22 protein-coding genes, 4 tRNA genes and 1 riboswitch are annotated in these 24,656 nt (G+C 40.2%); of the genes, 3 read left to right on the top strand and 23 right to left on the bottom strand.

Annotated elements, in window-relative coordinates; genetic code table 11:
* Positions 1-66: 66 nt before the first annotated feature.
* A riboswitch (TPP riboswitch) is annotated at positions 67-171 on the bottom strand.
* An 85-nt stretch (positions 172-256) separates the two neighbouring features.
* The 6 genes from BV60_RS23145 to BV60_RS0106850 form a co-directional block, all read right to left on the bottom strand.
* Complete coding sequence (locus BV60_RS23145) at positions 257-490, bottom strand: hypothetical protein (RefSeq protein ID WP_029320440.1); 234 nt, start codon at positions 488-490, stop codon at positions 257-259.
* An 85-nt stretch (positions 491-575) separates the two neighbouring features.
* Complete coding sequence (locus BV60_RS0106870; protein WP_029318998.1) at positions 576-2,174, bottom strand: transposase; 1,599 nt, start codon at positions 2,172-2,174, stop codon at positions 576-578.
* Positions 2,175-2,278: 104 nt separating this feature from the next.
* Positions 2,279-3,202, bottom strand: coding sequence for a hypothetical protein (locus BV60_RS0106865; protein WP_029320439.1), 924 nt, complete (start codon positions 3,200-3,202; stop codon positions 2,279-2,281).
* Between the two features lie 170 nt (positions 3,203-3,372).
* Complete coding sequence (locus BV60_RS0106860; RefSeq protein ID WP_029320437.1) at positions 3,373-4,113, bottom strand: alpha/beta hydrolase; 741 nt, start codon at positions 4,111-4,113, stop codon at positions 3,373-3,375.
* A 144-nt stretch (positions 4,114-4,257) separates the two neighbouring features.
* Positions 4,258-4,791, bottom strand: a complete 534-nt coding sequence (locus BV60_RS20980) for an NUDIX domain-containing protein (protein ID WP_035777124.1) — start codon at positions 4,789-4,791, stop codon at positions 4,258-4,260.
* A 714-nt stretch (positions 4,792-5,505) separates the two neighbouring features.
* Positions 5,506-5,589: transfer RNA gene (locus BV60_RS0106850), tRNA-Leu, on the bottom strand.
* A gap of 257 nt (positions 5,590-5,846) precedes the next feature.
* Here BV60_RS0106850 and BV60_RS0106845 point away from each other — a divergent pair.
* The gene (locus BV60_RS0106845) at positions 5,847-7,208 is read left to right on the top strand and encodes an MFS transporter (RefSeq protein WP_029320433.1); all 1,362 of its coding nucleotides are present in this window, start codon (positions 5,847-5,849) and stop codon (positions 7,206-7,208) included.
* Positions 7,209-7,335: 127 nt separating this feature from the next.
* Here the strand turns inward: BV60_RS0106845 and BV60_RS0106840 are convergent, their stop codons facing one another.
* The 17 genes from BV60_RS0106840 to BV60_RS21765 all read right to left on the bottom strand — a co-directional run bounded on the left by BV60_RS0106840 (position 7,336) and on the right by BV60_RS21765 (position 21,507).
* Positions 7,336-8,244, bottom strand: a complete 909-nt coding sequence (locus BV60_RS0106840; protein ID WP_156036006.1) for an IS3 family transposase — start codon at positions 8,242-8,244, stop codon at positions 7,336-7,338.
* On the bottom strand, positions 8,235-8,768 hold the full coding sequence (locus tag BV60_RS0106835; RefSeq protein WP_051656565.1) for a helix-turn-helix domain-containing protein: 534 nt from the start codon (positions 8,766-8,768) through the stop codon (positions 8,235-8,237). The genes BV60_RS0106840 and BV60_RS0106835 overlap by 10 nt, the downstream gene beginning before the upstream one ends.
* A gap of 113 nt (positions 8,769-8,881) precedes the next feature.
* Positions 8,882-10,480 carry a transposase gene (locus tag BV60_RS0106830; protein WP_029318998.1) on the bottom strand — a complete coding sequence of 533 codons (1,599 nt, stop codon included), beginning with the start codon at positions 10,478-10,480 and terminating at the stop codon, positions 8,882-8,884.
* Positions 10,481-10,573: 93 nt separating this feature from the next.
* The gene (locus tag BV60_RS0106825) at positions 10,574-10,771 is read right to left on the bottom strand and encodes a helix-turn-helix domain-containing protein (RefSeq protein WP_029320429.1); all 198 of its coding nucleotides are present in this window, start codon (positions 10,769-10,771) and stop codon (positions 10,574-10,576) included.
* A 134-nt stretch (positions 10,772-10,905) separates the two neighbouring features.
* Positions 10,906-11,247: a DUF1622 domain-containing protein gene (locus tag BV60_RS0106820; protein ID WP_029320428.1), complete on the bottom strand. Its 342-nt coding sequence runs from the start codon at positions 11,245-11,247 to the stop codon at positions 10,906-10,908.
* Between the two features lie 116 nt (positions 11,248-11,363).
* Entirely contained in the window at positions 11,364-12,098 is a 735-nt protein-coding gene (locus BV60_RS0106815) for a hypothetical protein (RefSeq protein ID WP_029320427.1), read from the bottom strand.
* A gap of 109 nt (positions 12,099-12,207) precedes the next feature.
* Entirely contained in the window at positions 12,208-12,870 is a 663-nt protein-coding gene (locus BV60_RS0106810) for a DUF4230 domain-containing protein (RefSeq protein ID WP_029320426.1), read from the bottom strand.
* 187 nt (positions 12,871-13,057) lie between these two features.
* Positions 13,058-14,224 carry a HipA domain-containing protein gene (locus BV60_RS0106800; RefSeq protein WP_029320425.1) on the bottom strand — a complete coding sequence of 389 codons (1,167 nt, stop codon included), beginning with the start codon at positions 14,222-14,224 and terminating at the stop codon, positions 13,058-13,060.
* The gene (locus BV60_RS0106795) at positions 14,199-14,654 is read right to left on the bottom strand and encodes a helix-turn-helix domain-containing protein (RefSeq protein ID WP_029320424.1); all 456 of its coding nucleotides are present in this window, start codon (positions 14,652-14,654) and stop codon (positions 14,199-14,201) included. The genes BV60_RS0106800 and BV60_RS0106795 overlap by 26 nt, the downstream gene beginning before the upstream one ends.
* Before the next feature lie 260 nt (positions 14,655-14,914).
* Positions 14,915-14,998, bottom strand: a tRNA-Leu gene (locus BV60_RS0106790).
* A 39-nt stretch (positions 14,999-15,037) separates the two neighbouring features.
* Positions 15,038-15,121, bottom strand: a tRNA-Leu gene (locus BV60_RS0106785).
* Between the two features lie 43 nt (positions 15,122-15,164).
* Positions 15,165-15,497 carry a hypothetical protein gene (locus BV60_RS0106780; protein WP_029320423.1) on the bottom strand — a complete coding sequence of 111 codons (333 nt, stop codon included), beginning with the start codon at positions 15,495-15,497 and terminating at the stop codon, positions 15,165-15,167.
* Positions 15,498-15,624: 127 nt separating this feature from the next.
* A complete protein-coding gene (locus tag BV60_RS0106775) occupies positions 15,625-16,428 on the bottom strand; it encodes a hypothetical protein (protein WP_029320422.1) in 804 nt (267 codons plus the stop codon).
* A 2-nt stretch (positions 16,429-16,430) separates the two neighbouring features.
* Positions 16,431-17,198: an adaptor protein MecA gene (locus tag BV60_RS0106770; RefSeq protein WP_029320421.1), complete on the bottom strand. Its 768-nt coding sequence runs from the start codon at positions 17,196-17,198 to the stop codon at positions 16,431-16,433.
* 352 nt (positions 17,199-17,550) lie between these two features.
* On the bottom strand, positions 17,551-18,873 hold the full coding sequence (locus BV60_RS0106765; protein ID WP_051656564.1) for a flagellar hook protein FlgE: 1,323 nt from the start codon (positions 18,871-18,873) through the stop codon (positions 17,551-17,553).
* Positions 18,874-19,261: 388 nt separating this feature from the next.
* Complete coding sequence (locus BV60_RS0106760; RefSeq protein ID WP_029320419.1) at positions 19,262-20,188, bottom strand: serine O-acetyltransferase; 927 nt, start codon at positions 20,186-20,188, stop codon at positions 19,262-19,264.
* Between the two features lie 20 nt (positions 20,189-20,208).
* Entirely contained in the window at positions 20,209-21,507 is a 1,299-nt protein-coding gene (locus BV60_RS21765; protein ID WP_051656563.1) for a CAP domain-containing protein, read from the bottom strand.
* 163 nt (positions 21,508-21,670) lie between these two features.
* Between BV60_RS21765 and BV60_RS0106750 the strand changes: the two genes are divergently transcribed.
* Positions 21,671-21,744 (top strand) — tRNA-Pro (locus tag BV60_RS0106750).
* 195 nt (positions 21,745-21,939) lie between these two features.
* Positions 21,940-24,648, top strand: coding sequence for a translation factor GTPase family protein (locus tag BV60_RS0106745; RefSeq protein ID WP_035777120.1), 2,709 nt, complete (start codon positions 21,940-21,942; stop codon positions 24,646-24,648).
* Positions 24,649-24,656: the final 8 nt, after the last annotated feature.

Raw genomic sequence — 24,656 nt, 5'->3', positions numbered from 1 at the left:
TACCGGGGTAATTCATGTAAGAAAAAAAACGGAAGCACCCATTTGGTTGCTTCCGCGACATTCTGAACATATCCCCATCAGTCATCCCTACGTTGGCATTATCCAAATCAGGTTATCGGTCGAAGGTCATACCTTCCTCTCAGCCTGTAATACAAGCTCCCGTCTGTTAAATTTTCTTACTCTTTATACACTATGCATGGTAATATTGCAAGCAATTTTTCGATTTTTTTATTCAATAGATATAATTTTAATCTGATCACTTATAAACAGCTATATCCGGCGTGAGCGCATCGAAGTATTTTCCGCCATAATCTGAATCCTGCCAGTTTTTTTCTCCCGAATTCCAAACATCTGCAAATTCACCTGTTTTTTCATCATATGTAGCATTCATATAAGTGACGGTCACGCTTACATCGTCCTTTTCTTCAGAGGAATAATTAATATTAATGATGTAGGTGCCAAAAGTCACATTTATACGTGACCTTGACATGTATTTTGAACATTGATAACTGAATAAAACTATGTTTGATGACAGATTTCCTTATTGAGGAGCATATTCATCCCCTTTATTACCGTCATTCCATAACCAATGCCCGGCATTTCGATTTACCTTTAATAAACCGCATCAGTTTGGCGAAATTTTGGGCACCAACTTTAAAGCCAAAGCGGTATTTTGTCTTTAGCTTTCCACGGACAGGCATTTTATCAACGCCATATTTATTTCTGAGGATTGACGGTGAAGTCTCTACACCGTTCCTGATTCTGCCGATTTTATTTCTGGTATCATCATCCAGAATCTCCAAAGATCCTAACAAACGTTTTCTGGAGTTTAAGGATATAACCATTGTGGCAGTCCGCTTCTTCAGCTTCGGATTGCATTCACATCGGTGCGGACAGTTTTCACATGTTTCTCTTGTGAAAGATACTCGTGCGCTGTTTGTCTGTTTTATGTAAGAAGTGCTCTTTGGAACATTTCCAGCAGGACATTTTGATACCGTACCTTCAGTTGTGATCTCAAATTCAGCAAGTATAGGATTTGGTTGTTTACCAATAAGGCCTGTTGAGAAAACTGCAATGCCTTTTTTAGCAGCCTGCATTTTTATCTCATGGCTGTCATAAGCTCCATCGGTTATAAGCGCTATAGCTTCAGGAGATTCTTCCTGGTTGTCGATGTATTCCTTGATGAATGATGCATCACTTCTGGTATTCACATCATACTGGTAGTCTGTGATAATGGATCCATTTTCACCAACAGTTTCTGTGAGATTGGCTACATATCCGCGGTGCTCTTTACCAGCCTTACTTCTGAAGGTTGCCTCCGGATCAGCTGGATTCTGAAGAATAGTGGCATTCATTTCACCTTTATCTTTCGGAATGATATGGCCATTGCCATCATCCTTGGTCTGTTCTGAGATTGCTCTTTCAAGCAGTTGATAGTCAGTGGTTTCTCCATGGGTATCCTTACATGTTGGAAGAAGTTTGACCGCATCATCGATTACTTTTTGAATCCGTTCTGACTGAGGGATATCCTTTTCGTAATATACGACACGATTCCTGTTGTTAGGATCCGCATAAGCTTCCAACCCTTTGATCTTGTCATTGTAACCGCCTCGTTTAAGGCTTGCTACAAGATTTGACAAGCAGGTATACAACAGTTCCAGACGTCCCATCTTCTTGATGTTAGACTCAATCATCATACTGTCCATACGTCTAATGTTAGGGTTTAAGTCCATGAACTTGCAGATATGATCAGAAAGCGAAACCATACACTCATGAACAAGGTCGATACCAGTCACAAGTTCATAAGCTGAGACTCTTTCACGGAAACGGCTGAAAGTCCTGTCACTGATTGGCTGCTTCTCAAAGCTGGTAGTATGAAGAGCATACTGATAACGGAAATCAAACTCCATGGTTTCGATCATCTCATCCTCAGAAATGCCATTGAACTCAGCAAGCATCATTGCGCCAACGATAACATTTATTGGAGCGTTTGGTCTTGAGTTGGTACTACTGCTGTATAATGGAGCAAACAGCATCTCATTGATGTTTACAAAGATCTCTTGCGAAAACTGATGAGCCCATGAACTTTCAAGCATCTTCTGTTTTCTTTCTGAGAGAAATGTAAGAGAATCAAAAAGAGACACTTGCTGATGATCATTTAAGATGAATGACATGGCTGAAACCTCGTTAAATACTGGATTTGATACTAATATTTTACCGCAGATCAGCACTAAAACATAGCTTTATTCAGTTATCAATGTGCATTTTTAGGGTGTTTCTATACTTTTGACACCCACATCATATTAATGATACCGTTCCCTCTTCTGAAAATTTCATTTATCTGATAGCCTGATTGTCTGATTTCACCTGCAAGGTCAAACCCGCATATCTTTTCCAGTTCATTTTCTGTAATTGCAGTTCCACCGTATTCTCTGAAATCCATGTCATAGCTATCATAAAAATAATAATATATTTTCCAGGTGTGCCCCATATTTGAGGCTTCGTCTTCCTTTCCTATGTCATAGGTATACATATAGTCATAGGCACTGAATGTCAGATTAAAGTCACCGGTTTTTCCGACCCTCGTTACAAAGCCCTTTTTGGAAATATCAGACTCATATACCTCCGAATCCTCCACGTAATACACAGCAGATACTGCTGCCGTGGTATATGACTCATTGAAATATATAAAGTTTCTGTCATCAAGCTTCCACTCACCAAGAACAGTATCATCTTCGTTTACTACATATTCCCAATCGTCGTGGAGTACTGTGCAGCCTTCATCATTTACAAACCATATTTTTCCCCGGCAGGTATTAGTATCTTCGTCCAATTCATTATTGTCGAGAACAAAGCCCTCATAATAACCGTCAGAGTCAAAATCATCAATAAGATAGTATTTTATTTTATCGGCAGATACCCCTGCAGACTCAGCCACCTTGGATAAAAAGACAGATTTTGCCTCGCCACTGTCAGAGACCTTATGTACAAGACTGTCTTCTGTTACAACAGTATCGGCTGTTGCGGTTTCTTCATCCGGAATCACATCGGCAGAAACAGCGGCATTTTCTTCGCTGCTTGCAACAATTTCATCGACGACCACTTCCGAATCATTATCATTCAAAGAAGCCATTCCGCATCCGGAAAGAGAGGCGGTGCCTACAGTACAAATTAATACTGCCAAAGTCTCTGCTTTTCTCATACTACCTCCAAAAGTCTCATAAGTAAAAAACCGCTGTACACAGAACATTTTAGCATTCATTCATAATAAATGCTAAACATTTCCTATGTTTCGAGCTTTTTTGGAACCAATGAACAAATTCGGCCGGCAGAATCTGCTGTTATTGCACAAAAATCTTCATAGAAAGCGAATTATAACTGTTCTTTAAGGAAGTCTTTTACAACTGAAATCATAGCCGGAAGGTCATTGTCATAGCAATGCGTATCTCCTTTAATGATCTCAAGCCTGCAGTTCTTAAACAGCTTCGCTGATTCAACCGAATAATTAACAGGTACAGCCTCATCATTATCGCCATGAACTATAAGAACAGGCTTATCGAATCTTGCTCCGGCATCCTCAAGGTGAAGTGTCTGGGCTGCCCTTATATAATTTCCGCCAAGCTCCCTTCCATCCCATGACATAAGAGCCTCGGGAATATTGTCGGGATCAAAATCCTGTCCCAAAAGGTTACCCTTTTTTGCACCCTCAAGAATGACTGTTGCAGCAGAAAGCGAAATAAGAGCTTTTACCCTGTCTCTCTCCATACCTGAAAGGAGCATTGCGGTAAGTCCTCCCTGGGAATGTCCGCAGAGGTAAATGTCTGTGACAAAGTCCAGCTTTCTGACATAATCAATTGCTGCCATTCCGTTTGAAAGCCACTTGTAAAGTGTGTGGTCTCTAAACTCTCCTTCACTTTTTCCGTGACCATACATATCAATTCTAAGTGTAGCCATTCCGATTTCATTCATAGCCTCCGAAACAGCCAATAGATGGCGTTCTTCCTTATATCCGGTAAAACCATGGATAATGATACAAATGGGACACTTCTCTGTTTTTTCCTTTGGCATATCAAGCTCTACGCTTAGTTTTATTCCATCGTCTGTAATGTACATTTCTGTCTCCTTTTCAAAAAAACTATGTCTTTTTCCATTATAAATAATAGAAGAAAACATAGCCTTTCATTTATTGCTCTTTTATGTGAAATTATTCATTCTTATGGCAGCCTTTTTTACTCTTGTCCCCCGTCTTTCAAGAAGTCAGATTTTATCTACTGCATCCCTGAAAATATCCTCATGATCGAATGCAAGATCTGACAGTTTAAGCATCAGCTCCCCATTCTTCAATGAAAAATCCCCATCTGCCTCATCTACCAAAAACCATTTTGCATCTGCAGCATCATCGCCGGCAATTGGCTTTATTTCATTTTCCTTCACACATGCAAGATAAGCACAGGATACGGTCCAGTCTCTCGGATCTCTTCCGGGCTTACTGTATACACCAACAAGCGTAAGCTTTTTTGCATCCATTTTTATACCGGTCTCTTCTTCAAGCTCTCTTGATGCAGTCTCTTCAATTCTCTCTCCGGCCTGAGAAAAGCCGCCAGGAAGTGCCCACTTACCAAGACATGGATGATTGCCTCGTCTGATAAGAAGAACCTTGTCACCGCCTTCTCCCTTGGCAATTATGCAAATATCTGCCGTAAGCGATGGCTTTTTCCATCTGTCAGGATCATAGTCCTTTAAATACTCAGCTTCTGTAAGACCGTTTTTATCTCTTAATTCATTCTCCATAACAGCTCCTTTCCCAAATAATAACCACACCAAATCCTACTCACATTGAGGTTCTCAAAAGTATGTCAAATCCGTTCTTTACAAGCTTCCGGCATGATACCCGTCCCCAGCATCATCCTAACTCCTCCCAAATCAGTTTTTCAAACAACTTATGGATAATAAGACCTTTTTGCGATTAATTTCCTTAATTGAGGCAGTATTACAGCTTAAATTATAACTGCCTATATCTGCATTTCTCAGGATATAGGCAGAACTTCGACCATAAACAACTATAAACCACTACCTATATAGTGGACAATTTTGATTTTACTTTTAGCCCATTTACAACAAATTGTATTGCTACTATTAGTAGCATCCAAGATAGTAGTAGAAAAACACCGATTCCGGCTGTATGTTCTTTTGATTTTTTAAAATATCCTCATCGGCGCCTCACCCGCCCCCTGAAGTTGAGGACTTAGTACTTTATCCCGGAATATTTTTTTCCACAGATAACATCCTGTTTCATTGTATCATTCATCCAAAAAATCCCAACATATTTCTTTAAGAATTCACTGTGAGTAAGGTGGACTAAGAAAAAGGTCCGGGGGACCTTTTCCTACCGGACGGACCGACAAAGCAGCTATGCTGCGAGAAGACCTTGAACCTAGGGTTCAAGGTCTCCTCGGCACAAAATAAAAAAGGGATTAACATTCCTGCTAATCCCTTTTTATTTCGTGCGGAAGATGGGACTTGAACCCACACGATGTAGCCATCACAAGATCCTTAGTCTTGCTCGTCTGCCAATTCCGACACTTCCGCATTCAGTTGTCTGCGCTGTATTTATCAGCGACAACTTCTATATAATAACAAATTTTCAAAATAAGTCAACACCTTTTTTCAAAAATCGTTAATTAGTTTTTTTATTGATGTTATATAGTAGCAAACAATCCCCACACTGATCGTTCCTTAAATTTGTACAATTTCTGAATCCCCATATTTATGCACATTTACGCATATTTAAAAAACTAAATAGTAGTATAATAGTTTCTATAAACATCGAAAGGAAGTATTCATAAATGAAAGAGTTAAAACCTATAACAAACAGACTTCTATGGATTTTTGCGCTTGGGCAGTTTGGCTGGAGCCTACTTTCGGGAATAGTTTCAAACTGGATGGTTTATTACTACACCGGTATGCCCAGCGAGCAAAACCCCAACACAGGCGTATTTGCATCAGGTATTACTCAGTCACCGATATTATTTAAACTCACTCTTTTTGGTCTTGTTCTTGCAGCAGGTCGTATCTTTGACGCAGTAACAGATCCGCTTATAGCAGGATGGTCTGACAGAAGCAATTACAAGGGAGGACGAAGAATCCCCTTCATGCGTGCCATGGCCATTCCCTTCTCGCTTTGCACAATCGGTCTGTTTACGCTTCCTCAGACAGCGAGCACAGGTCTTAACGATACCGTTCTTTTCATATTGCTCATGGTCTTCTACCTTTTCATGACCATGTTCTGCACACCTTATAATGCGCTGATTGCAGAGCTTGGTGATACACAGCAGCACCGCATAAATGTATCAACCTTCATATCCTTTACGTTTATTCTCGGACAGAGCATTTCCTTCCTGCTTCCCAATGTTGCGGGAGCTCTGCAGGGATCCGTTGGTCAAAAGAACTCCATCCGTATTTCGGTTGCAATCATGTCTGCAATAGCGTGCCTGGCAATGCTGATTCCCGCATTCTATATAAATGAACGCGACTATATTGATTCAAAGCCAAGTAATACCAGACCCTTCAAGTCGCTGGCAATTACTTTTTCCAACGGTCAGTTCAGACGCTTTGTCTACAGTGACGTGATTTATTTCTTTGCGCTCACTTTATTCCAGACAGGGCTTGCTTTTTATGAAACACAGCTGATGGAAATCGAAGACACCTGGACCTTCGTTCTTACTGCCACCATGACAGCAATCAGTATAACTTTATATCCTCTTGTAAATATCCTGGCAAAAAAGATTGGCAAAAAGCCACTTATTATCGTGGGATTTTTCGCATACTGCCTAGTTTTCGGCATTACAACCATATGCGGAAAAGGCCTTCACTGGGGCTTTATCATAGCAGTTTCAGCAGCTGTTCCCATGGCAATCCTTGGAATACTTCCCCAGGCTTGTGTAGCTGATGTTGCAGAACTTACAAGACTCGAGACCGGCGAAGACCGAAGCGGTATGTTCTTTGCGGCAAGAACCTTTGCATTTAAAATGGGGCAGGCAATTGCGCTTGTTACCTTCACTTCCGTAACCGTTTCACAAACAGCCTCAAGCTATCGTACAACTGCAGCTGTAGCCTTTATAACCTGTTTTATCGGTGCAGTAATATTCTTTAGATACAACGAGAAGCATATACTTCAGCAAATCAGCGATTTAAAGAACCGCCGATAAAAAAACGATATTATTTAGCTTTCAAAAGAAAAAAGGAGCTGTGAAATGATGTCTGAACCGCTCCCCGTCAAGTAGACAGTCAAAAAAATAAATTTTCTGCCATCAGTTTTTCTCCTGATGGCAGTTTTTATGCCACCAGCAAATAATTATTATGTTTCTCTATAGGCGTAAGAACACCAAGATTTCTCTGTAAACGTCTGTTGTTATAGTATTCAATGTATTCCTCAATCATCGTAACCAATGAAGCTTTATCCTTGAATCTTTTTCCATAATACCGCTCTCGCTTGATTATTCCCCAAAAGCCTTCCATGGGACCGTTGTCGATGCATTTTGCCACTCTTGACATGCTCTGAGTCATTCCAGCAGCCTCTAACTTCGCGTGGAACAGTCTGTTTGTATACTGGAATCCTCTATCACTGTGGCACAATGGTGTTGCACCAGGATTTGCAACTATAGCAGCATCAAATGTATCAAATACCAATGGGTTATTATTCGAATCACTTATCACATATGATACGATTCTTCGATCATATAAATCGAGGATAGCACTCAAATATATCTTATGAATTTCCTGATCCACATAATATTTGAATTCCGTTACATCTGTCAGCCACTTTTGGTTAGGGGCATCTGCCGAAAATTCTCTATTTAAGATGTTCTCGGCAATGAATTGAGGATTAGCCGCCTGTCTTGTGCATCCATTGTTGGCATATTTTATAGTGGATTTAATTCCCTTTTTACGGCAGATCCTAAGGACACGTTTATCATTTACCTTTATATCATGGTACCGTTCTAGATCATCTCTAATACGTCGATATCCTTTATCAGGGCTCTCTGTGTGTATTTTTTCTATTTCATCAGCTATACGTTTGTTTTCAGTTTCGTAGGCTGGAATCCCCCTATGCAACCATTTATAGTATGCGGCTCGGCTAACATTTCCCACTTTGCAGAGTGCAGAAATTGGATAGCCATGTTCATCATTCTCTGCCTTAATAGCAAGATATACCTGCTCATGACGGATAAGGCTCAGTCCCACCCCCTCTCTATTGCATCGAGTTTTTTTAAGAAAGCAGCCTCCATTTCAGCACGTTCCTTTTCTGCACGAAGTATCCTATTTTCAGCGCGTAACCTATCCAATTCTGTCATTTCTTCTTTAGACTTGGTTCTTCCACGCCTGTCTTTAAGAGCCTCAATTCCATCGGCCTTATATTTAACTGTATAGTTTCGTGCTTGCTGATATGATACCTTGAACCTCTCAGCAGTTTCTGCATAATTGCAATCATGAGAAATGCAATACTGAACAATTTCTACACGCTCATCAAATGTTGTTTTTCTCCCCTTGGTCATGATGGTTACTCCTCCTGTTTCGGAAGCTTTCAGTTCCTCATGATCATTATATTTCTTTATCCAGTTTTGTAACTTACTTTTTGCTCTAATGCCATATTTCTGACATATAGATAGTAATGAGCCTTCTCCATTTATATACTCCAGAACTGCTTTCTCCTTCAGTTCCTTGGAATATTTTTTGTATTTTCTTTGATAAAATGATGTAGGTGCCAAAAGTCACATTTATACGTGACCTTGACATGTATTTTGAACATTGATAACTGAATAAAACTATGTTTGATGACAGATTTCCTTATTGAGGAGCATATTCATCCCCTTTATTACCGTCATTCCATAACCAATGCCCGGCATTTCGATTTACCTTTAATAAACCGCATCAGTTTGGCGAAATTTTGGGCACCAACTTTAAAGCCAAAGCGGTATTTTGTCTTTAGCTTTCCACGGACAGGCATTTTATCAACGCCATATTTATTTCTGAGGATTGACGGTGAAGTCTCTACACCGTTCCTGATTCTGCCGATTTTATTTCTGGTATCATCATCCAGAATCTCCAAAGATCCTAACAAACGTTTTCTGGAGTTTAAGGATATAACCATTGTGGCAGTCCGCTTCTTCAGCTTCGGATTGCATTCACATCGGTGCGGACAGTTTTCACATGTTTCTCTTGTGAAAGATACTCGTGCGCTGTTTGTCTGTTTTATGTAAGAAGTGCTCTTTGGAACATTTCCAGCAGGACATTTTGATACCGTACCTTCAGTTGTGATCTCAAATTCAGCAAGTATAGGATTTGGTTGTTTACCAATAAGGCCTGTTGAGAAAACTGCAATGCCTTTTTTAGCAGCCTGCATTTTTATCTCATGGCTGTCATAAGCTCCATCGGTTATAAGCGCTATAGCTTCAGGAGATTCTTCCTGGTTGTCGATGTATTCCTTGATGAATGATGCATCACTTCTGGTATTCACATCATACTGGTAGTCTGTGATAATGGATCCATTTTCACCAACAGTTTCTGTGAGATTGGCTACATATCCGCGGTGCTCTTTACCAGCCTTACTTCTGAAGGTTGCCTCCGGATCAGCTGGATTCTGAAGAATAGTGGCATTCATTTCACCTTTATCTTTCGGAATGATATGGCCATTGCCATCATCCTTGGTCTGTTCTGAGATTGCTCTTTCAAGCAGTTGATAGTCAGTGGTTTCTCCATGGGTATCCTTACATGTTGGAAGAAGTTTGACCGCATCATCGATTACTTTTTGAATCCGTTCTGACTGAGGGATATCCTTTTCGTAATATACGACACGATTCCTGTTGTTAGGATCCGCATAAGCTTCCAACCCTTTGATCTTGTCATTGTAACCGCCTCGTTTAAGGCTTGCTACAAGATTTGACAAGCAGGTATACAACAGTTCCAGACGTCCCATCTTCTTGATGTTAGACTCAATCATCATACTGTCCATACGTCTAATGTTAGGGTTTAAGTCCATGAACTTGCAGATATGATCAGAAAGCGAAACCATACACTCATGAACAAGGTCGATACCAGTCACAAGTTCATAAGCTGAGACTCTTTCACGGAAACGGCTGAAAGTCCTGTCACTGATTGGCTGCTTCTCAAAGCTGGTAGTATGAAGAGCATACTGATAACGGAAATCAAACTCCATGGTTTCGATCATCTCATCCTCAGAAATGCCATTGAACTCAGCAAGCATCATTGCGCCAACGATAACATTTATTGGAGCGTTTGGTCTTGAGTTGGTACTACTGCTGTATAATGGAGCAAACAGCATCTCATTGATGTTTACAAAGATCTCTTGCGAAAACTGATGAGCCCATGAACTTTCAAGCATCTTCTGTTTTCTTTCTGAGAGAAATGTAAGAGAATCAAAAAGAGACACTTGCTGATGATCATTTAAGATGAATGACATGGCTGAAACCTCGTTAAATACTGGATTTGATACTAATATTTTACCGCAGATCAGCACTAAAACATAGCTTTATTCAGTTATCAATGTGCATTTTTAGGGTGTTTCTATACTTTTGACACCCACATCATAAAATGCTTCAGTGCCATCGCTTTGGTAAATGGCAATCCATAGTTGTACGGATGTGAGTGCAACTCCAAGCCTTGCTGCTGCATGGCACTGTGTTTCTTTTCCATCAAGAATCCCCTTTACTGTCATTAATTTTTCATCTGGATCTATCTTATATTTGGACATAAAAATGCTCCCTCCCAAGCAGTACAAGATTTTATTATTTCTCTTGTCTACCTAGAAGGGAGCATATCAAATGATGTCTTCACAGCTCCTTTTCATGTTTGTATCTATATTCACATGTTAACCGGTACCTGAACCTATTTTTTTGGTTCAAGTGCCTTCTCTTCATTCTTGATTTCCCAATGAATAAGGAAGGTAAGTGCTGCCCGAAGAGCGATAATAGCGCCAAGGATTCCAAGTTCAGCCCATTCTCTTACAACAACAGTCCTTAAAACCTCGCCACCGAGCTTAAATTCCAAAGCCAGGGCTATTCCCTGTGCAAGCTCCAATCTTATCGAATCTTTTTTCCTTATCCAGAATATAAAGCTTTTAACAGCCGTATACACAAGTATTCCTATACCGAAAAACTCAAGCAGTATAGTAGAAAACTCAACTATATAACGAAGCAGATTTTCCGCATTTTGATATAGTTCCTCCATAGGCCCTCCTTGTGCAAAAACGGCACCTTATGAATTCTTGCATTCAAAGATAAAAATCGTTCCGGAATCTATCTTTATTCTAAACTTTAAGGAAGGTGGCTGTAAACCTCTTTTACTCACTTTTGCTGTATGATCACATTTGTTGAAAATATAGTTTTTACAAGAAAAATGAGAAATACAAAAACAAGTATTGGAATCACACACGAAGTCACTATCATAACCGCCAGGGATTCCAAAAGACCGCTTAAAAATGAAGTAACCTTTTCAACGGTATCATTCTTCAATGTAGTGATTTCTCCAAGTATTCCTGAATCAGCTTCATTTTCGATGTCCAGTTCATTGTACTCTTCAACCGTTGTATTAACTCTTTCTGCCTGAGTCATGTACACCATATCGGACAGTTTTACACTTGCAGGCACTATCGTAAATATTACGATTCCAATAAATGCTATTTTGCAGGCAACGGTTTTCCAATTCTTTTTGTCAAATACGACCGCACAGCCAAATATCAGGCACGCAAGCGGAATAAAAAACGAAAATGCCACATACCCGGTGATTCCTATCATGAATTTTTCAAGATAAAGGGCACTTAATATCAAAAGGAAGTAACCGGCAAGCTCTGCCAGCTGCTCCGCAATAGGAGTACAAATATCCCCGGGAAGAACCGAAAGTGTTGCTGAAGTCGCCGCAGCGCCTCCTGACAACGTCATTACCGTTGCAATCTTTTCATCAGTCTTTTCAACATAATAAGTGTGGTTCTGCGGGTTACCTGCCCAAGGCGCAACCTTCGTAAAGGATATAACCGCAATAAGCATAAGTACTACTACCAACGTTGTTTTCTTAATATCCATAACAATCCTCACTCATCTAAACTCAGGATTTTTGAACACATCTTCATTTTTGCGTTCAAGAGGTCATATTAGAATACGGATCATGCCGATCAGTCACCGGCAAATTTGTTTACTCAAACACGATTTCATACTCCTTTGTCTGAGGAATAGACTTTATAAAATTCAATACAAGATTTTTTGCCTGCTCATCCGATCTCTCAAGTATTCCGCTATCCAGCGCTTTTTGTTTGGCAGCATCCTCGAACTCGGAAAGAGACATGTTATAGTCCTCAAGCTTCAATGGATTCCATAGGGAATCCTTCTCAGAAAAGACCTTAAAGGTATCTTTGTCTATTGTGACCGCCTGTATCTCTGACTTTGGAAGATTAACATTCAGAGTCTTTCTATTATCATCTTTACCGATCGTTATCTTCGCAAAATCTATCCCTGCCATTACCGCACCGTCATAGCTGTACATCATTTCAGATGATGAGGGTATAAGATCAAAAATCTTCTTTTCCTTTGTATACTTCTCGACCTGAGTAAAATAATATTCCTGGGTCATAAGTATTCCCATTCCCTCAAGTCCTTCCCGGATTGTCTCTGTATTGACAGTAACTACCGCCTTGTCTTCCTTTGGTTTTAACGTTGCAATAGGTGTTTTTTCCAATGCATCGTCCTTACTTGTCTGAAGATTTTTGACATAGCTCACAACAAGAATAATCATCAGGATAACTGATATTGCTATGATTGCAGGATAGATAATTTTTTTGATTATTTCAAAAATATTCATCTTACGCCCTCCCATCGAAAACGGGTTTATGTCACACTATCATCATAATAATGAAAAAAGCAAAAGTATATTTCTTCTTTGGCAAATAAACACATTCTATTTTTCTTTAATGAAACTTCAACCCAGGGTTCAATTGGGTTATCAGCACAAAATAAAACACAACGCAGCCTCTTAGCTGCATATATCATTATTTATTTTTCTCTTTATACAGCGAAATTTTCATTCCCTTCTGCATATCCTCTACCATTTCAATCTTTGTCTTATAATTTGCCGAAATGAACTCTGCTTTAGACTCCGGAATCCCGTATCTCATATAAAATTCTTTAGTCTCGTCCGGAGAAGGGAGCTTAGCCAGATCTGCCACATTTGCATTTTTAATATGTGCTATCATTTTTTCTTCCGAATCATGAAATGCTGTAATCTTCCTCTCCAGTATTTCCCTTCGGGAAAGAGGTTTTAATCTCTCGGAATTGTAAAACATACTATTTCCTGAATCAAAAATCGGGGCAGGTGATATAAATCTCATACTATCCACATCCCTAAGCACTCCAAAATTCAGTAAATGTTCATCAGTATTGCTTATTATAAAGTCTGTCAAGGTTTGATAGTCCATGTATTTCTGCGCGTTTTCCATGTCTATCCCATTTTCCGCACATATGTCAATAAACGTATCATAAAGAGACCTGTCATTCCTCGCCTTAACTGATTCAATTATTTCCAACGCAGAGACAAATTCTACTTCCTTTGATGTAAATGACTTGCACAGGCATTGTAAACTGTTATCCGATGACCTGTTCCTTGTCATATATTCAGTATAATCTATCCCCGCACCCAACCTCTTGTGCAAAAGTGATGCAAAGGATTCATTAATAACCTGTTGTCCATAAAATGCGGACGCCGTTTTCACAAGAATGGGAATATCTTGAGACACATCCCAATATTTTTCCATCTGCCCACTTAATGAGGCATTAGGATCATACGACGTTGCACTATGAAATGGAATTCTCGTCTTATAATATTGCCTTTGTTCATACAAATTTATATCATCATAATCAAGCTTTGCATCTATTGGACAAATCCAATATGAATCATTAAGGCTTAACCCTAAGTTTTTGGCTAAATATGCCTCACCACTTATGCAGTTATTATCCCTTAGTACCTGCTCGAAAGTTTTTCGTGTCCCGGGAACTGCTCGAATAGCCCACCACTTTCGCATATTCTCACTATTAGCATTGCCTAAAAAAGGTGCTTTTTCAGGATCAATCATCTCAAACGCCTGAAGTTGTCCGGTCCCTTTATCAAGTGAAATAATTCCACATAAATCATTTTTATGTTTCAGAAGATATCTTTCCATTCTTAAATTCCTCTGCAAGTTTCCTGATTTCAAGTTCTTCAAGCAATAGGTCTATTTCCATTTTTGCAAAAATCGGAGCATACTTAAAGTTCTCCGGAATTATATATGACCGCTCCATCACCCGATGATAGGTCTCGCCATCCACCTCCACAACGAGTTCCATATTATCTCCTGCATCCCGCCAGATATAGTCCACTTCATTATATCTTCCCTCAACATTCTCAAGTATTGGAAATGGATCGAGTAATTCCTCAATATGCACATCAAAAAATGCTGCAAGCTTCATCAGGGTTCTTCCTGAGCAGGAATTAATCTGCTGCTTCCGATTCAAAATCTCATTAACAGTCGTATATTGTAACCCCGACAGCTTCGCCAACTGTCTCTTATTAATTTTTTTTTCCTCAAATAAAGCAATTATTTTATCATTCATAATATTATCCTTTAGTATAATATTAACATTATAGTGTCAAATTAACAACAAAGTGTTATTTTTATCAAACCTGTGAATACTCCCTGTCTTGTACCGGAAGAAGGGGTGAGGTAGATTAAGAAAAAAGTCCGGAGGGCTTTTTTTCACCGAACCAATCGACGAAGCAGCTATGCTGCGAGGAGGCCTTCAACCCAGGGTTCAAGGGGCTCCTCGGCACGAACAAAAAAGAGGTATGACAGTTGTCATACCTCTTTCATTCGTGCGGAAGAAGGGACTTGAACCCTCACGATGTAGCCATCACAAGATCCTTAGTCTTGCTCGTCTGCCAATTCCGACACTTCCGCAAATAAAATATTAAGTTTGTTGCTAGAGCTGGACTCTAATGCAGGAAAAGGGACTTGAACCCTCATGATATTGCTATCACACGGACCTGAACCGTGCGCGTCTGCCAATTCCGCCATTCCTGCAAGCGACAATAGATATTGTAGCCACTAACTATCATTTTGTCAACTAATTTTTATAAAGAATATCCGCTGTTTTTAATAATTCACTAAAACTTCTGTATTTCTGGGCATATTGTATTAACGAAGCAACCAAAACAAGGAAACTTACAAGTCCCACAAACAGCATCGGTGCTGATGGATATGACAGCAAACCTATAACTGCAGCAGCAAAACAGATAATAAAAGCCGAAATGATAATAATTCTCCTCAAAAGTTCCTGCTGCACCATCTCAATAAGAGCAGTGATTTCCTTTTTTTCTGCAAGAAGCATTTCATCCGATAAAAGATCAAGCTCAAGTTTCTCAATTCTCTTAATTCTGTCCCTGATTCTTTTTTCCATACTCTCTCCTAATCTATATGCGCAAATTTTTATCTGAATCATGCCGGTCTGTTGCCAATACCGTTAACCAATCATGCTTCGCATTATTGGACGATACCTGACTCATCTATAAACGCATTTTTACGCCTCAATCAATACCCCCACCGAAAACAACATCCAGTATCATGCGATTAACTTCATTGCTTGCCTTAACTCCGCGTACGCTGTAGCATTCCGCAGAATCCGGAAGACACTCACCGCAGACATCTACTGCCAATATATCACTTCCAAATCTTTCCTTCAAATATCTAAGACTATTTTCAAGCTTTTCTATACTCATATTACCCTGATCCCAGTTGGTTGCTATCTCATCAGAATGCAAAACGTCCTTATCAACGGATATGTATACTTTTCCTATCTCATATTTCTCAAGTTCACAGACATCATCTATAAAAAAGGCCCTGTCTTCATATTCAGGAAACTCACTCTTTGTTTCCTTTATAAGATCCTCATCCGCGCCTATAATAAATACTCTGAATAACTCATCTTTGTCTTTTAAAGTATTTAAAATCCAGCTTCCGCAGGACAAAACTTCTCCATAGGATGTCCATTTCATATCAGTATGATGATCAAATACCACCAGGTCAAACTTCAAGTTTCCTCCAGCAGGAGTATTTTCGCACATAAGATCAATCAGGATATTCGACATATAATGGTAATTGCCATTGTCAAAAAATCTTACTAAAGAAAAAGAATCTGATGCTTCAAGGCATTTTTTCTTTATCTCCTCCCTTGCATAATCGTCGCATATACAATTTGTTCCTGATATACTTTTTAAGCTTACATATTGGCTGCCTGTATTATCAATTAAAAGAGAACGGGAGCTCTCTTTATAAAAATCGAAGCTCTCGTTCTCATAAATTCCCGTAAAATCATAGACTGTAATGTTCATGTTTACTTAGCCAGCATTTCCTTCAAGTGAAGAAGTGCATCCTCCTTGATAATACATTTTGCAGTTTCCTCGATATGAGTCTGCTCTGCAGAGTTCATCATAAGTTCCTCAGCATATTCAAGACCGCTTCTGCGAAGATCATAAATTGCATTTTCTCCGTCAGGTTCAAGTACCAGAGTCACATAGTATTCTTCGTCTTCCTTATAAAGTTTTGATGATGTGATCGGAAGACTGTATGAAACCTTGGCAAATCTTGCAGCGGAATTCAGGTCCTTAAACCTTGCCATGTATCTTTCGGTGTTAATAATAGGCTTAGCCATCGCCTCAATCTGCGGCTCCGGTTCTTCTTCCTGGTCATATATCTGTTCAATAAGTTCAGATACATGTCCTATCATCTCATTCAATGCCTGACCTTTATCGGAACCTGTCTTAGCCTTAATGGAATCGACTCTCTCCTGAGTCATCTCTCTTAGTATCGCCTCAGCTGATCCTCTGATTCTGTCTGCTGATTTCTGTATATCTTCATTCGTCATCTTAATTGCAAAGATACGAACGCTGCCATCAACCATCATATTCTTACTCATCATGAGTACTTCTGTTTCGGGATCATACCCCAACTGCTCGCCAACTTCCCTGTTCAGCTGCGCCATAAACGGAACAGTTCTTTTCTCTCCATTCATGATTGCTTCAGGGGTGAGGCCTATTTCACGTAGCTCCGATGCCGCAATACTGCATTCAACAGTCGTATTATTCATTTTAACGATTACCATAAAGCCTCATCTCCTTTCCGTTTAAAAAATGAATTCGTACGTTATGTGATTATAACTCATTATGTTAGCACTGTCTAGTACTGAGTGCTAATTGTCGCATAATTTGCTATTCCTACTATTATTGTACTATATATTTCGGTGCAAAGCACTAATTTTATTACATAATTCTTGTACGAATATTTACAAAACAGGTACACGCTTTTTTCTCATAAATAATAAAATAAATCAAGAAACTAAAATTTGTAGAAAAATCCCGCAATATCTTCATAAGATTATATAAAGAAAAACCCTATAACGAAGACTCTCCCCCAAGTGTCTCCATTATGGGTTTTTCATGGTGCCGTAAAAATATTTATCTCTTTAACTGTCTCAGTTCATCAAGCAATGTATCGGAAACTGTGATAACACGGCTGTTTGCCTGGAAGCCTCTCTGAGTAATAATCATATCCGTAAACTCAGCCGATAGATCCACATTACTCATTTCGAGGGATCCGGAACTGATATATCCGCCATCATCATCGACGTACATCATTCTGGCGGGTCCTGAGTTTCCTGTGGCTTTATAAAGGTTTTCTCCCTCTTTTGACAACCCTGTTACATTTGCAAATTCAGCAACTGATATTCTGCCTGCAAATCTGTTCTGGCCATTACTGTACAGTCTTGTAATGGTGCCGTCTCTTGCTATTGCAACTCCGTTCATGTCGCCCTCGGGATAACCTTCACCGTTACCATCTTTATCACCTCTGTGAGCTTCAAGTGATGATCCGGACATTCCGTTCTTAGGTGCATAGTTGAATGTTCCGGAAAAATCAACCGAAACAGATCCTGCTGCCGCCGCATCTCCCTGGAAATTAAGCTGGAACTGTCCCTGGGTATTGTCATTAGCACTTACAAATGCACCCGTTGTAGGATCATAAACAAGATTTACAGTGGTATTTTCTGCTACACCGCCTTCAATAAGCTGATGATTTTCATCATATATTCCGGTAACCGTTGCCCTATAAGTCGAGTCATTATTATCTCCGGCATTGTCAAACTTAAATCGTGCAGTATATGTTTTACCATCATTTCCGTAGAACTCAAGGTCTACTGTCCTTCCTCTGTCAGAAGAAAGGAGATTATCCGTTCTGCTTATGATTCCTGTTATTCTTGCGTCGGTTGTAGGTGCTCCGGCCATTTTTTCCAAATTGCCCTCATCATCCAAAGGAAGAACCTTTATTCTACCGGTTGCTCCGGCAGCTCCACCCTCCTGAAGTGAGCCTCTTACATAGAAACCGTCGGCTCTTGTTACCAGGTATCCTTCGGCATCAACAGTAAATGAGCCGTCTCTTGAATATGTCATCTCTCCCTTTTGATTTTCAATAACAAAGAATGAATCTCCGGTAATGCTAAGATCAAATACATTATCTGTCTGCTGTATGGATCCCTGCTTTTCTATGTTTGTCATAATGGCTGAATATTTTGCACCAAGACCGATCTGCTTGGCATTTGTTCCGCCTCTTACCGCTGTAGGTCCTGCAGCTTTTCTTGCATTCTGGTAAAGAAGATCACCGAATGTGGTCTTCTGGGCTTTATAAGATGTGGTATTTACGTTTGCAACGTTATTACCTATAACATCCATCTGTATCTGATGTGTCTTAAGTCCGGCAACTCCGGACCACAATGATCTCATCATAATATCACCACTTTCGAATCTGCATATACTTAAGCAGGATTCCCGAAACACTTTTACTTTACGTTCAAGAAGTCATATTTATACCTACACCTCTTATTTCGGACAGATATGTAATTTTCTTAAGACTAAATCAATAAAAAGTGTTTGGCGTATTTCATAAACAGCCACGCTGCAAAGTTATCCGTTCTGAAATGAGCAGTTCTCGGACGAGGCGATGATTTCCAAAATAAAAAAACAGATAAATGCCGATTGCTCTGAATAACATGAAATGAGGCATTTATCTGTTTTTGAATTTATGGAAATCACAACGTAGACGAAAACAAACATTTCAAAATGGATAACTTCGCGGCAAGGTGCAAGGAAAAGCTGCCCATTTTTATAAATCTTATTAAAAATCCTTGGAACTGCCGTTATTAAACTGCAATTCCTGGTTTTTGATGCTGACTTTTGTTCCGGGACCAATTGATGAGGTTAAAAATGCGTTTGATCCGACTACGGAGTCATGACCGATTACCGTCTCGCCACCAAGTATTGATGCTCCCGCATAAATTGTTACATTATCTTCGATAGTGGGATGTCTCTTTTCACCCTTAAGCGCCTGACCGCCTCTCGTTGAAAGAGCACCGATAGTAACACCCTGATATACTTTTACGTGCTCGCCGATGATTGATGTCTCACCAATAACAATGCCGGTTCCGTGGTCTATCATAAAGTATTTTCCGATTGTTGCTCCGGGATGAATATCTATTCCGGTAACGGAATGCGCATACTCTGTCATGATACGAGGAATAAGCGGCACCTTTAAAAGGTACAGTTCATGCGCCATTCTGTTAATGGCAGTCGCAAGGAGCCCGGGATATGAAAGGATTATTTCTTCTTTACTGAAAGCAGCAGGATCCCCGTCATAGGTAGCCTGAAGATCGGTATCTATAAGTTCTCTTATATGAGGGATTTTTTTGAAAAACTCATGTGTTATACATCTGGCACCGCAGGTTAATGTCTCATCCGTAGCATGCTGATAGTCTTGGCCATGTCTGAATGCAATCGCTACCTGCTTTTGCAGATTGTAAATAGCGTCCTCAATAACAACAGCAACACGATTTGAGTCATTGTAGCTCCTGTAAACTTTATCTCTGAAGTAACCCGGATAAATAACTCTCAGCAGCTTTTTTACTATATCAACAACCACATCTCTGTCGGGCTGATTGAAAATCTCCATCTGATCAACATCTCTGCCGTTGTTGTAATCATCAAGTATCAGCTCAACGATACTCTCGATTTCATTTCTAAGAATCTGTCGTTCTCCTATATCCATAGTCTCTCCCATCCTATTTTTCAATTCGTTTTTATCATTTTGATCTCAGATTTTTTGCCGTAAACCTTTTCATCATGCGCCATTCTATATGGAACAATATAATAATAATATTTCCTCTTACGCGCAAGCTTTTTATCTACATATACAAGCTTTTGCTGGTTTGTCACGGTGACGATTTTTTTATAACCGTTCTTTTTTGATGTAGAACGATATATCTCATACCCGGTTGCGCCAACGGATTTTGTATAGTTTAAAGTAGCGAACTTCTTTGAAGCCTCAATTTCTCCCCAAGTTACTCTTGATGGCGCATAATCCTCAACTTTGGCTCCAAGAGCCTTTAATGTCTTCTTATATGAGGTAAGATCATCGGAAGATACATACATGGTGACATTTTTCGTAGTACTTATTGTCTTGGTATAATCAGAATCATCTTCGGTAAATGCAAAAAGCTGAACCCAGTAATGAACACCGTTCACCTTGCAATGTCCTATCGCGCACACATTATAATTGGTACTTAACATATTTCTGCGATGTCCCTGTCCGGAGTAGTAATTGTTCATCTCAAGAAAAGCATCAAAAGCTTTGGCAGCAGTTTTATAGCCGTAGGCAATGTTTTCTCCCGCATATTTAAAATTATAGCCCGTATCAGAAAGAACGCTAAAACATGGCTTTCCATTTGGCCTTTCATGATTGAATTTAATCGCTATCTCAGCAGCTCTTATCATGGCAAGTTTCTCAAGGTTGTAATCATAGGCCAGTTTGCCGATTCCCTGTGTGTAAACCTTCTGTGTGTTATTTGCATTCCATAGCCAGGTATCCTTACCGGTTCTGAAATCATTGATCATTTTCTGCATTTTCCTGGCTGAGCTTTGAGCATATTTCACCTTAAGCTTAACCTTTGAAATCGGAAATCTTGTAGCGGTTTTGGACTCAGACTCCTCGGATACCGTATCGTTGTCAAAGCCCTTTATCATATATGTATAAATACCGCCTTCCTTCATTGCATCACCGTCAATATAAGAAAGCGTATCCGAAGAAACAGTAGCGATCAGTTCATAGGGATTGCTCTTTTTCTGTTTTCTGAAAATATAGTACCCCGTAGCACCACTTGCCGCTCTCCAGCTGATTTTAAGCCCTTTATATTCGTTTGAAATATCCGTTATAAAAGGTTTTCCGATCTTATTCTGAACAGATGCCTGTGTGTTATCATCCGCCCTTACAGTCAAAGTCCCCTGCGAAAATTCCGCCGGGGACATTAATAAAACAGCCGCTAGCGCAGCTGCAATCACTTTATTTCTACCACTAAAAACTTTTTTCATAAACTCCCCCATCGTTATTTCATTTGACCTTACCGATGATAAGAATTACTACGTTTTTTCCAAGCTCTCATAATTCTAAACATCATTTTTATTATAATTCAAAAAAAAAATAAAAAAAGTTGTTGCTTTTATTTTTAAACCGTGATAATATACCTTTTGTCGCCGGGGTGTAGCGCAGTTGGTTAGCGCGCTATCTTAGGGAGGTAGAGGCCGCGAGTTCGAGTCCCGCCACTCCGACTATTAAAAAGCTGTAGATGCAAATCTGCAGCTTTTTTGTTTATATTCTAATTTTTCTTTTGTATTAGTTTTTTCTTTTGTATTAATCCCCAATTTGATAAAATTGTATTGCTCTTTGCCGGATTGCTCTTTTGCAGAAATGAAGCAATTAACATAATCCGTAAAGGGTAAGAACAGAACAGGATAATTCATGTTATGAATAAAAATACGGTAAAAAACTTAAATATAGGAATATACGCCCACGTTGACTCAGGAAAGACCACTCTGTCAGAGGCACTTTTATTTCTTTCAGGGGCCATCAGAAAGTCCGGAAGAGTCGATCACGGCGACACTTTTTTTGATACATACTCACTTGAGAGAAGCCGCGGTATTACGATTTTTTCAAAGCAGGCAGAGCTTGATTTTTCAGAGAACACTCATGTCACACTCCTGGACACTCCGGGACATGCTGATTTCGCACCTGAAACCGAGCGTACTATGAAGGTTCTTGACTACGCTATTCTCATTATCAGTGCAGCTGATAAAGTAACATCCCAGGTTCAGACACTGTGGAAGCTTCTTGAGCATTACAAGGTACCTGTTTTTATTTTTGTAAACAAAATGGACCAGCCACAGGCAGATAAGGACGCAGTTATTTCCGATATAAGGAAAAGGCTCTCCGAACATGCCTTGGATTTTTCAGCGTTTTCACCGGAGGATGATGATTTCCAGGAAGAGCTTGCTGTCTGCGATGATGAGCTTTTAAACGCATATCTGGAGGAAGGACACAAGGTCTTAGATAGCGATATCACAAACCTCATATCAAAGAGGAAGTTGTTTCCATGCCTGTTTGGAAGCGCACTAAAAATGGAGGGTGTTTCCGAGCTTATATCACTGATAGACACCTACGCATATCCCCCATCCTATCCGGAGGAATTTGCCGCACGTGTTTACAAGATATCAAGAGACCCTGGTGGAACAAGATTATCCTGGATTAAGGTTATGGGCGGAACCCTTCATGTACGCGACGTGCTGTCACTTTCAAAAAAATCCGTTGGTGGCAAAGGCACCTCACAAACCGAAGAAAGCTCTTTAGAAAAGGTTGACCAGATACGGGTTTATTCGGGAGAAAAATATGAGCTCCTGCAGGAAGCCCCTGCCGGAAGGATCATTGCCGTAACAGGTCTTGACTCATCCCATGCAGGTCAGGGACTTGGGAGCCTTAAAGGTGAAATGGCAGGACTCTTACAGCCTATTCTTTCATCCAGAATCATTCTTCCTGAAGGAGCCGATACGTTCAAGGTTTACAGGCAGTTATCTGAATTGTCTGAGGAAGAACCTCTTCTTTCGGTAAAAAAAGATGAAGTAACAAACGATCTCTCTATCCAGGTCATGGGCGAAGTCCAGATGGAAATTCTAAAACACCAGTGCAGAGAACGTTTTGGTCTGGACATTGACTTTGGCCCCGGTAGTATCGTTTATAAAGAAACCATCAAGGCACCCGTCGAGGGAGTAGGTCATTTTGAACCTCTCCGCCACTATGCAGAGGTCCATCTCATGCTACAGCCGGGTGAGCCCGGAAGCGGCCTTTCCTTTAATGCGGATTGTCCTGTGGATGACCTTGCGGTAAACTGGCAGAACCTTATCCTCTCACATCTTGAGGAATTCAAAATACGCGGGATTCTCACAGGTTCCGAAATCACAGATATGAAAATAACCATGATAGGCGGACGATCCCATTTAAAACATACAGAGGGCGGCGATTTTCGTGAAGCCACGATACGTGCAGTGCGTCAGGGGCTTATGATGGCTGAAAACATTCTGCTTGAACCTGTATATGATTTCACTATTGAACTTCCTTCCGATTCTGTAGGGCGTGCACTTAGTGATATGCAGAAAATGGGCGGTACAACTAATCCTCCGGACTTAATGTCTGATGGAAGCAGTGTTATAACCGGCTCCGTTCCCGCAAGTGAGCTGCATGACTATGCCAAGGAACTGCTGTCGTATACCCATGGAAGAGGACGCCTTAATCTCTCTCTTAGAGGATACGAGCCCTGTCACAATGCTGAAGTCGTGATTGAGGAAAAGGGCTATGATCCAGAGCGTGATATCGAGCAGCCCACAGGCAGCGTTTTTTGCTCACATGGTGCAGGCACCGTCATTCCATGGAACGAAGTTCGAGATTATATGCATGTTGATACCGGATGGTCACCGGAAGGGTCTAAAAACACATCCTTTTCTGAAACAGATCTGACAAGACTCGGTGATGCCCTTCAGAGCTTTAAATCCGACGAAATAAGAAAAGAACAGGAACTGACCTACGAGGAAAGAACAAAAGCTTACAATGCCACAATACAGGAACTGGATAGCATTTTCGAGAGAACCTACGGACCGGTAAAGCCCCGTTATGATGCAAAAGCTGATGAAGAAAGAAAGCGCAGGGCTGCAAATAAAGCCCCCGAAAAGAAATACCGGGCTCCAAAGGACTTAAATCCAGAAAACTCATACATCCTCGTTGACGGCTATAACATAATATATGCAAATGAAGAGCTCAGAAAACTTGCTGAGCATGATATGAAATCAGCACGTGACAAGCTCATGGATATTCTCTCAAATTTCCAGGGCTACAGAAGAGAGATTGTCATACTCGTATTTGATGCCTATCGTGTTCCGGGAGGGACCGAGCATGTACTTAAATACCACAACCTTGACGTTGTATTCACAAAGGAGGCTGAGACCGCTGATCAGTACATCGAGCGCACTGCCCATAAATACAGCAAAAAGAACAGAGTAACCGTTGCCACATCAGATGCCATAGAGCAGGTTATCATTTATGGCGCCGGAGCTATCAGAATGTCAGCAAATGACTTCTGGTACGAAATAAAAAGAACAGAAGATGAAATCAGAGAAAAGCTCACGTAGAAAACCAC

The organism is Butyrivibrio sp. AE3004, assembly GCF_000703165.1.
GTDB lineage: Bacteria > Bacillota > Clostridia > Lachnospirales > Lachnospiraceae > Butyrivibrio.
The sequence above is the reverse complement of the archived record's forward strand: the minus strand, read 5'-3'. Positions and strand labels throughout refer to the sequence as shown.

Coding starts and splice junctions, on each gene's coding strand:
- BV60_RS0106770 (WP_029320421.1), bottom strand. CDS start 17,198: ATGGTAATCGTTAAAATGAATAATACGACTGTTGAATGCAGTATTGCG.
- BV60_RS0106820 (WP_029320428.1), bottom strand. CDS start 11,247: ATGGAGGAACTATATCAAAATGCGGAAAATCTGCTTCGTTATATAGTT.
- BV60_RS21765 (WP_051656563.1), bottom strand. CDS start 21,507: ATGAAAAAAGTTTTTAGTGGTAGAAATAAAGTGATTGCAGCTGCGCTA.
- BV60_RS0106745 (WP_035777120.1), top strand. CDS start 21,940: ATGAATAAAAATACGGTAAAAAACTTAAATATAGGAATATACGCCCAC.
- BV60_RS0106845 (WP_029320433.1), top strand. CDS start 5,847: ATGAAAGAGTTAAAACCTATAACAAACAGACTTCTATGGATTTTTGCG.
- BV60_RS0106765 (WP_051656564.1), bottom strand. CDS start 18,873: ATGATGAGATCATTGTGGTCCGGAGTTGCCGGACTTAAGACACATCAG.
- BV60_RS0106860 (WP_029320437.1), bottom strand. CDS start 4,113: ATGTACATTACAGACGATGGAATAAAACTAAGCGTAGAGCTTGATATG.
- BV60_RS0106800 (WP_029320425.1), bottom strand. CDS start 14,224: ATGGAAAGATATCTTCTGAAACATAAAAATGATTTATGTGGAATTATT.
- BV60_RS0106825 (WP_029320429.1), bottom strand. CDS start 10,771: ATGTCCAAATATAAGATAGATCCAGATGAAAAATTAATGACAGTAAAG.
- BV60_RS0106870 (WP_029318998.1), bottom strand. CDS start 2,174: ATGTCATTCATCTTAAATGATCATCAGCAAGTGTCTCTTTTTGATTCT.
- BV60_RS20980 (WP_035777124.1), bottom strand. CDS start 4,791: ATGGAGAATGAATTAAGAGATAAAAACGGTCTTACAGAAGCTGAGTAT.
- BV60_RS0106775 (WP_029320422.1), bottom strand. CDS start 16,428: ATGAACATTACAGTCTATGATTTTACGGGAATTTATGAGAACGAGAGC.
- BV60_RS0106815 (WP_029320427.1), bottom strand. CDS start 12,098: ATGGATATTAAGAAAACAACGTTGGTAGTAGTACTTATGCTTATTGCG.
- BV60_RS0106780 (WP_029320423.1), bottom strand. CDS start 15,497: ATGGAAAAAAGAATCAGGGACAGAATTAAGAGAATTGAGAAACTTGAG.
- BV60_RS0106865 (WP_029320439.1), bottom strand. CDS start 3,202: ATGAGAAAAGCAGAGACTTTGGCAGTATTAATTTGTACTGTAGGCACC.
- BV60_RS23145 (WP_029320440.1), bottom strand. CDS start 490: ATGTCAAGGTCACGTATAAATGTGACTTTTGGCACCTACATCATTAAT.
- BV60_RS0106760 (WP_029320419.1), bottom strand. CDS start 20,188: ATGGATATAGGAGAACGACAGATTCTTAGAAATGAAATCGAGAGTATC.
- BV60_RS0106810 (WP_029320426.1), bottom strand. CDS start 12,870: ATGAATATTTTTGAAATAATCAAAAAAATTATCTATCCTGCAATCATA.
- BV60_RS0106830 (WP_029318998.1), bottom strand. CDS start 10,480: ATGTCATTCATCTTAAATGATCATCAGCAAGTGTCTCTTTTTGATTCT.
- BV60_RS0106795 (WP_029320424.1), bottom strand. CDS start 14,654: ATGAATGATAAAATAATTGCTTTATTTGAGGAAAAAAAAATTAATAAG.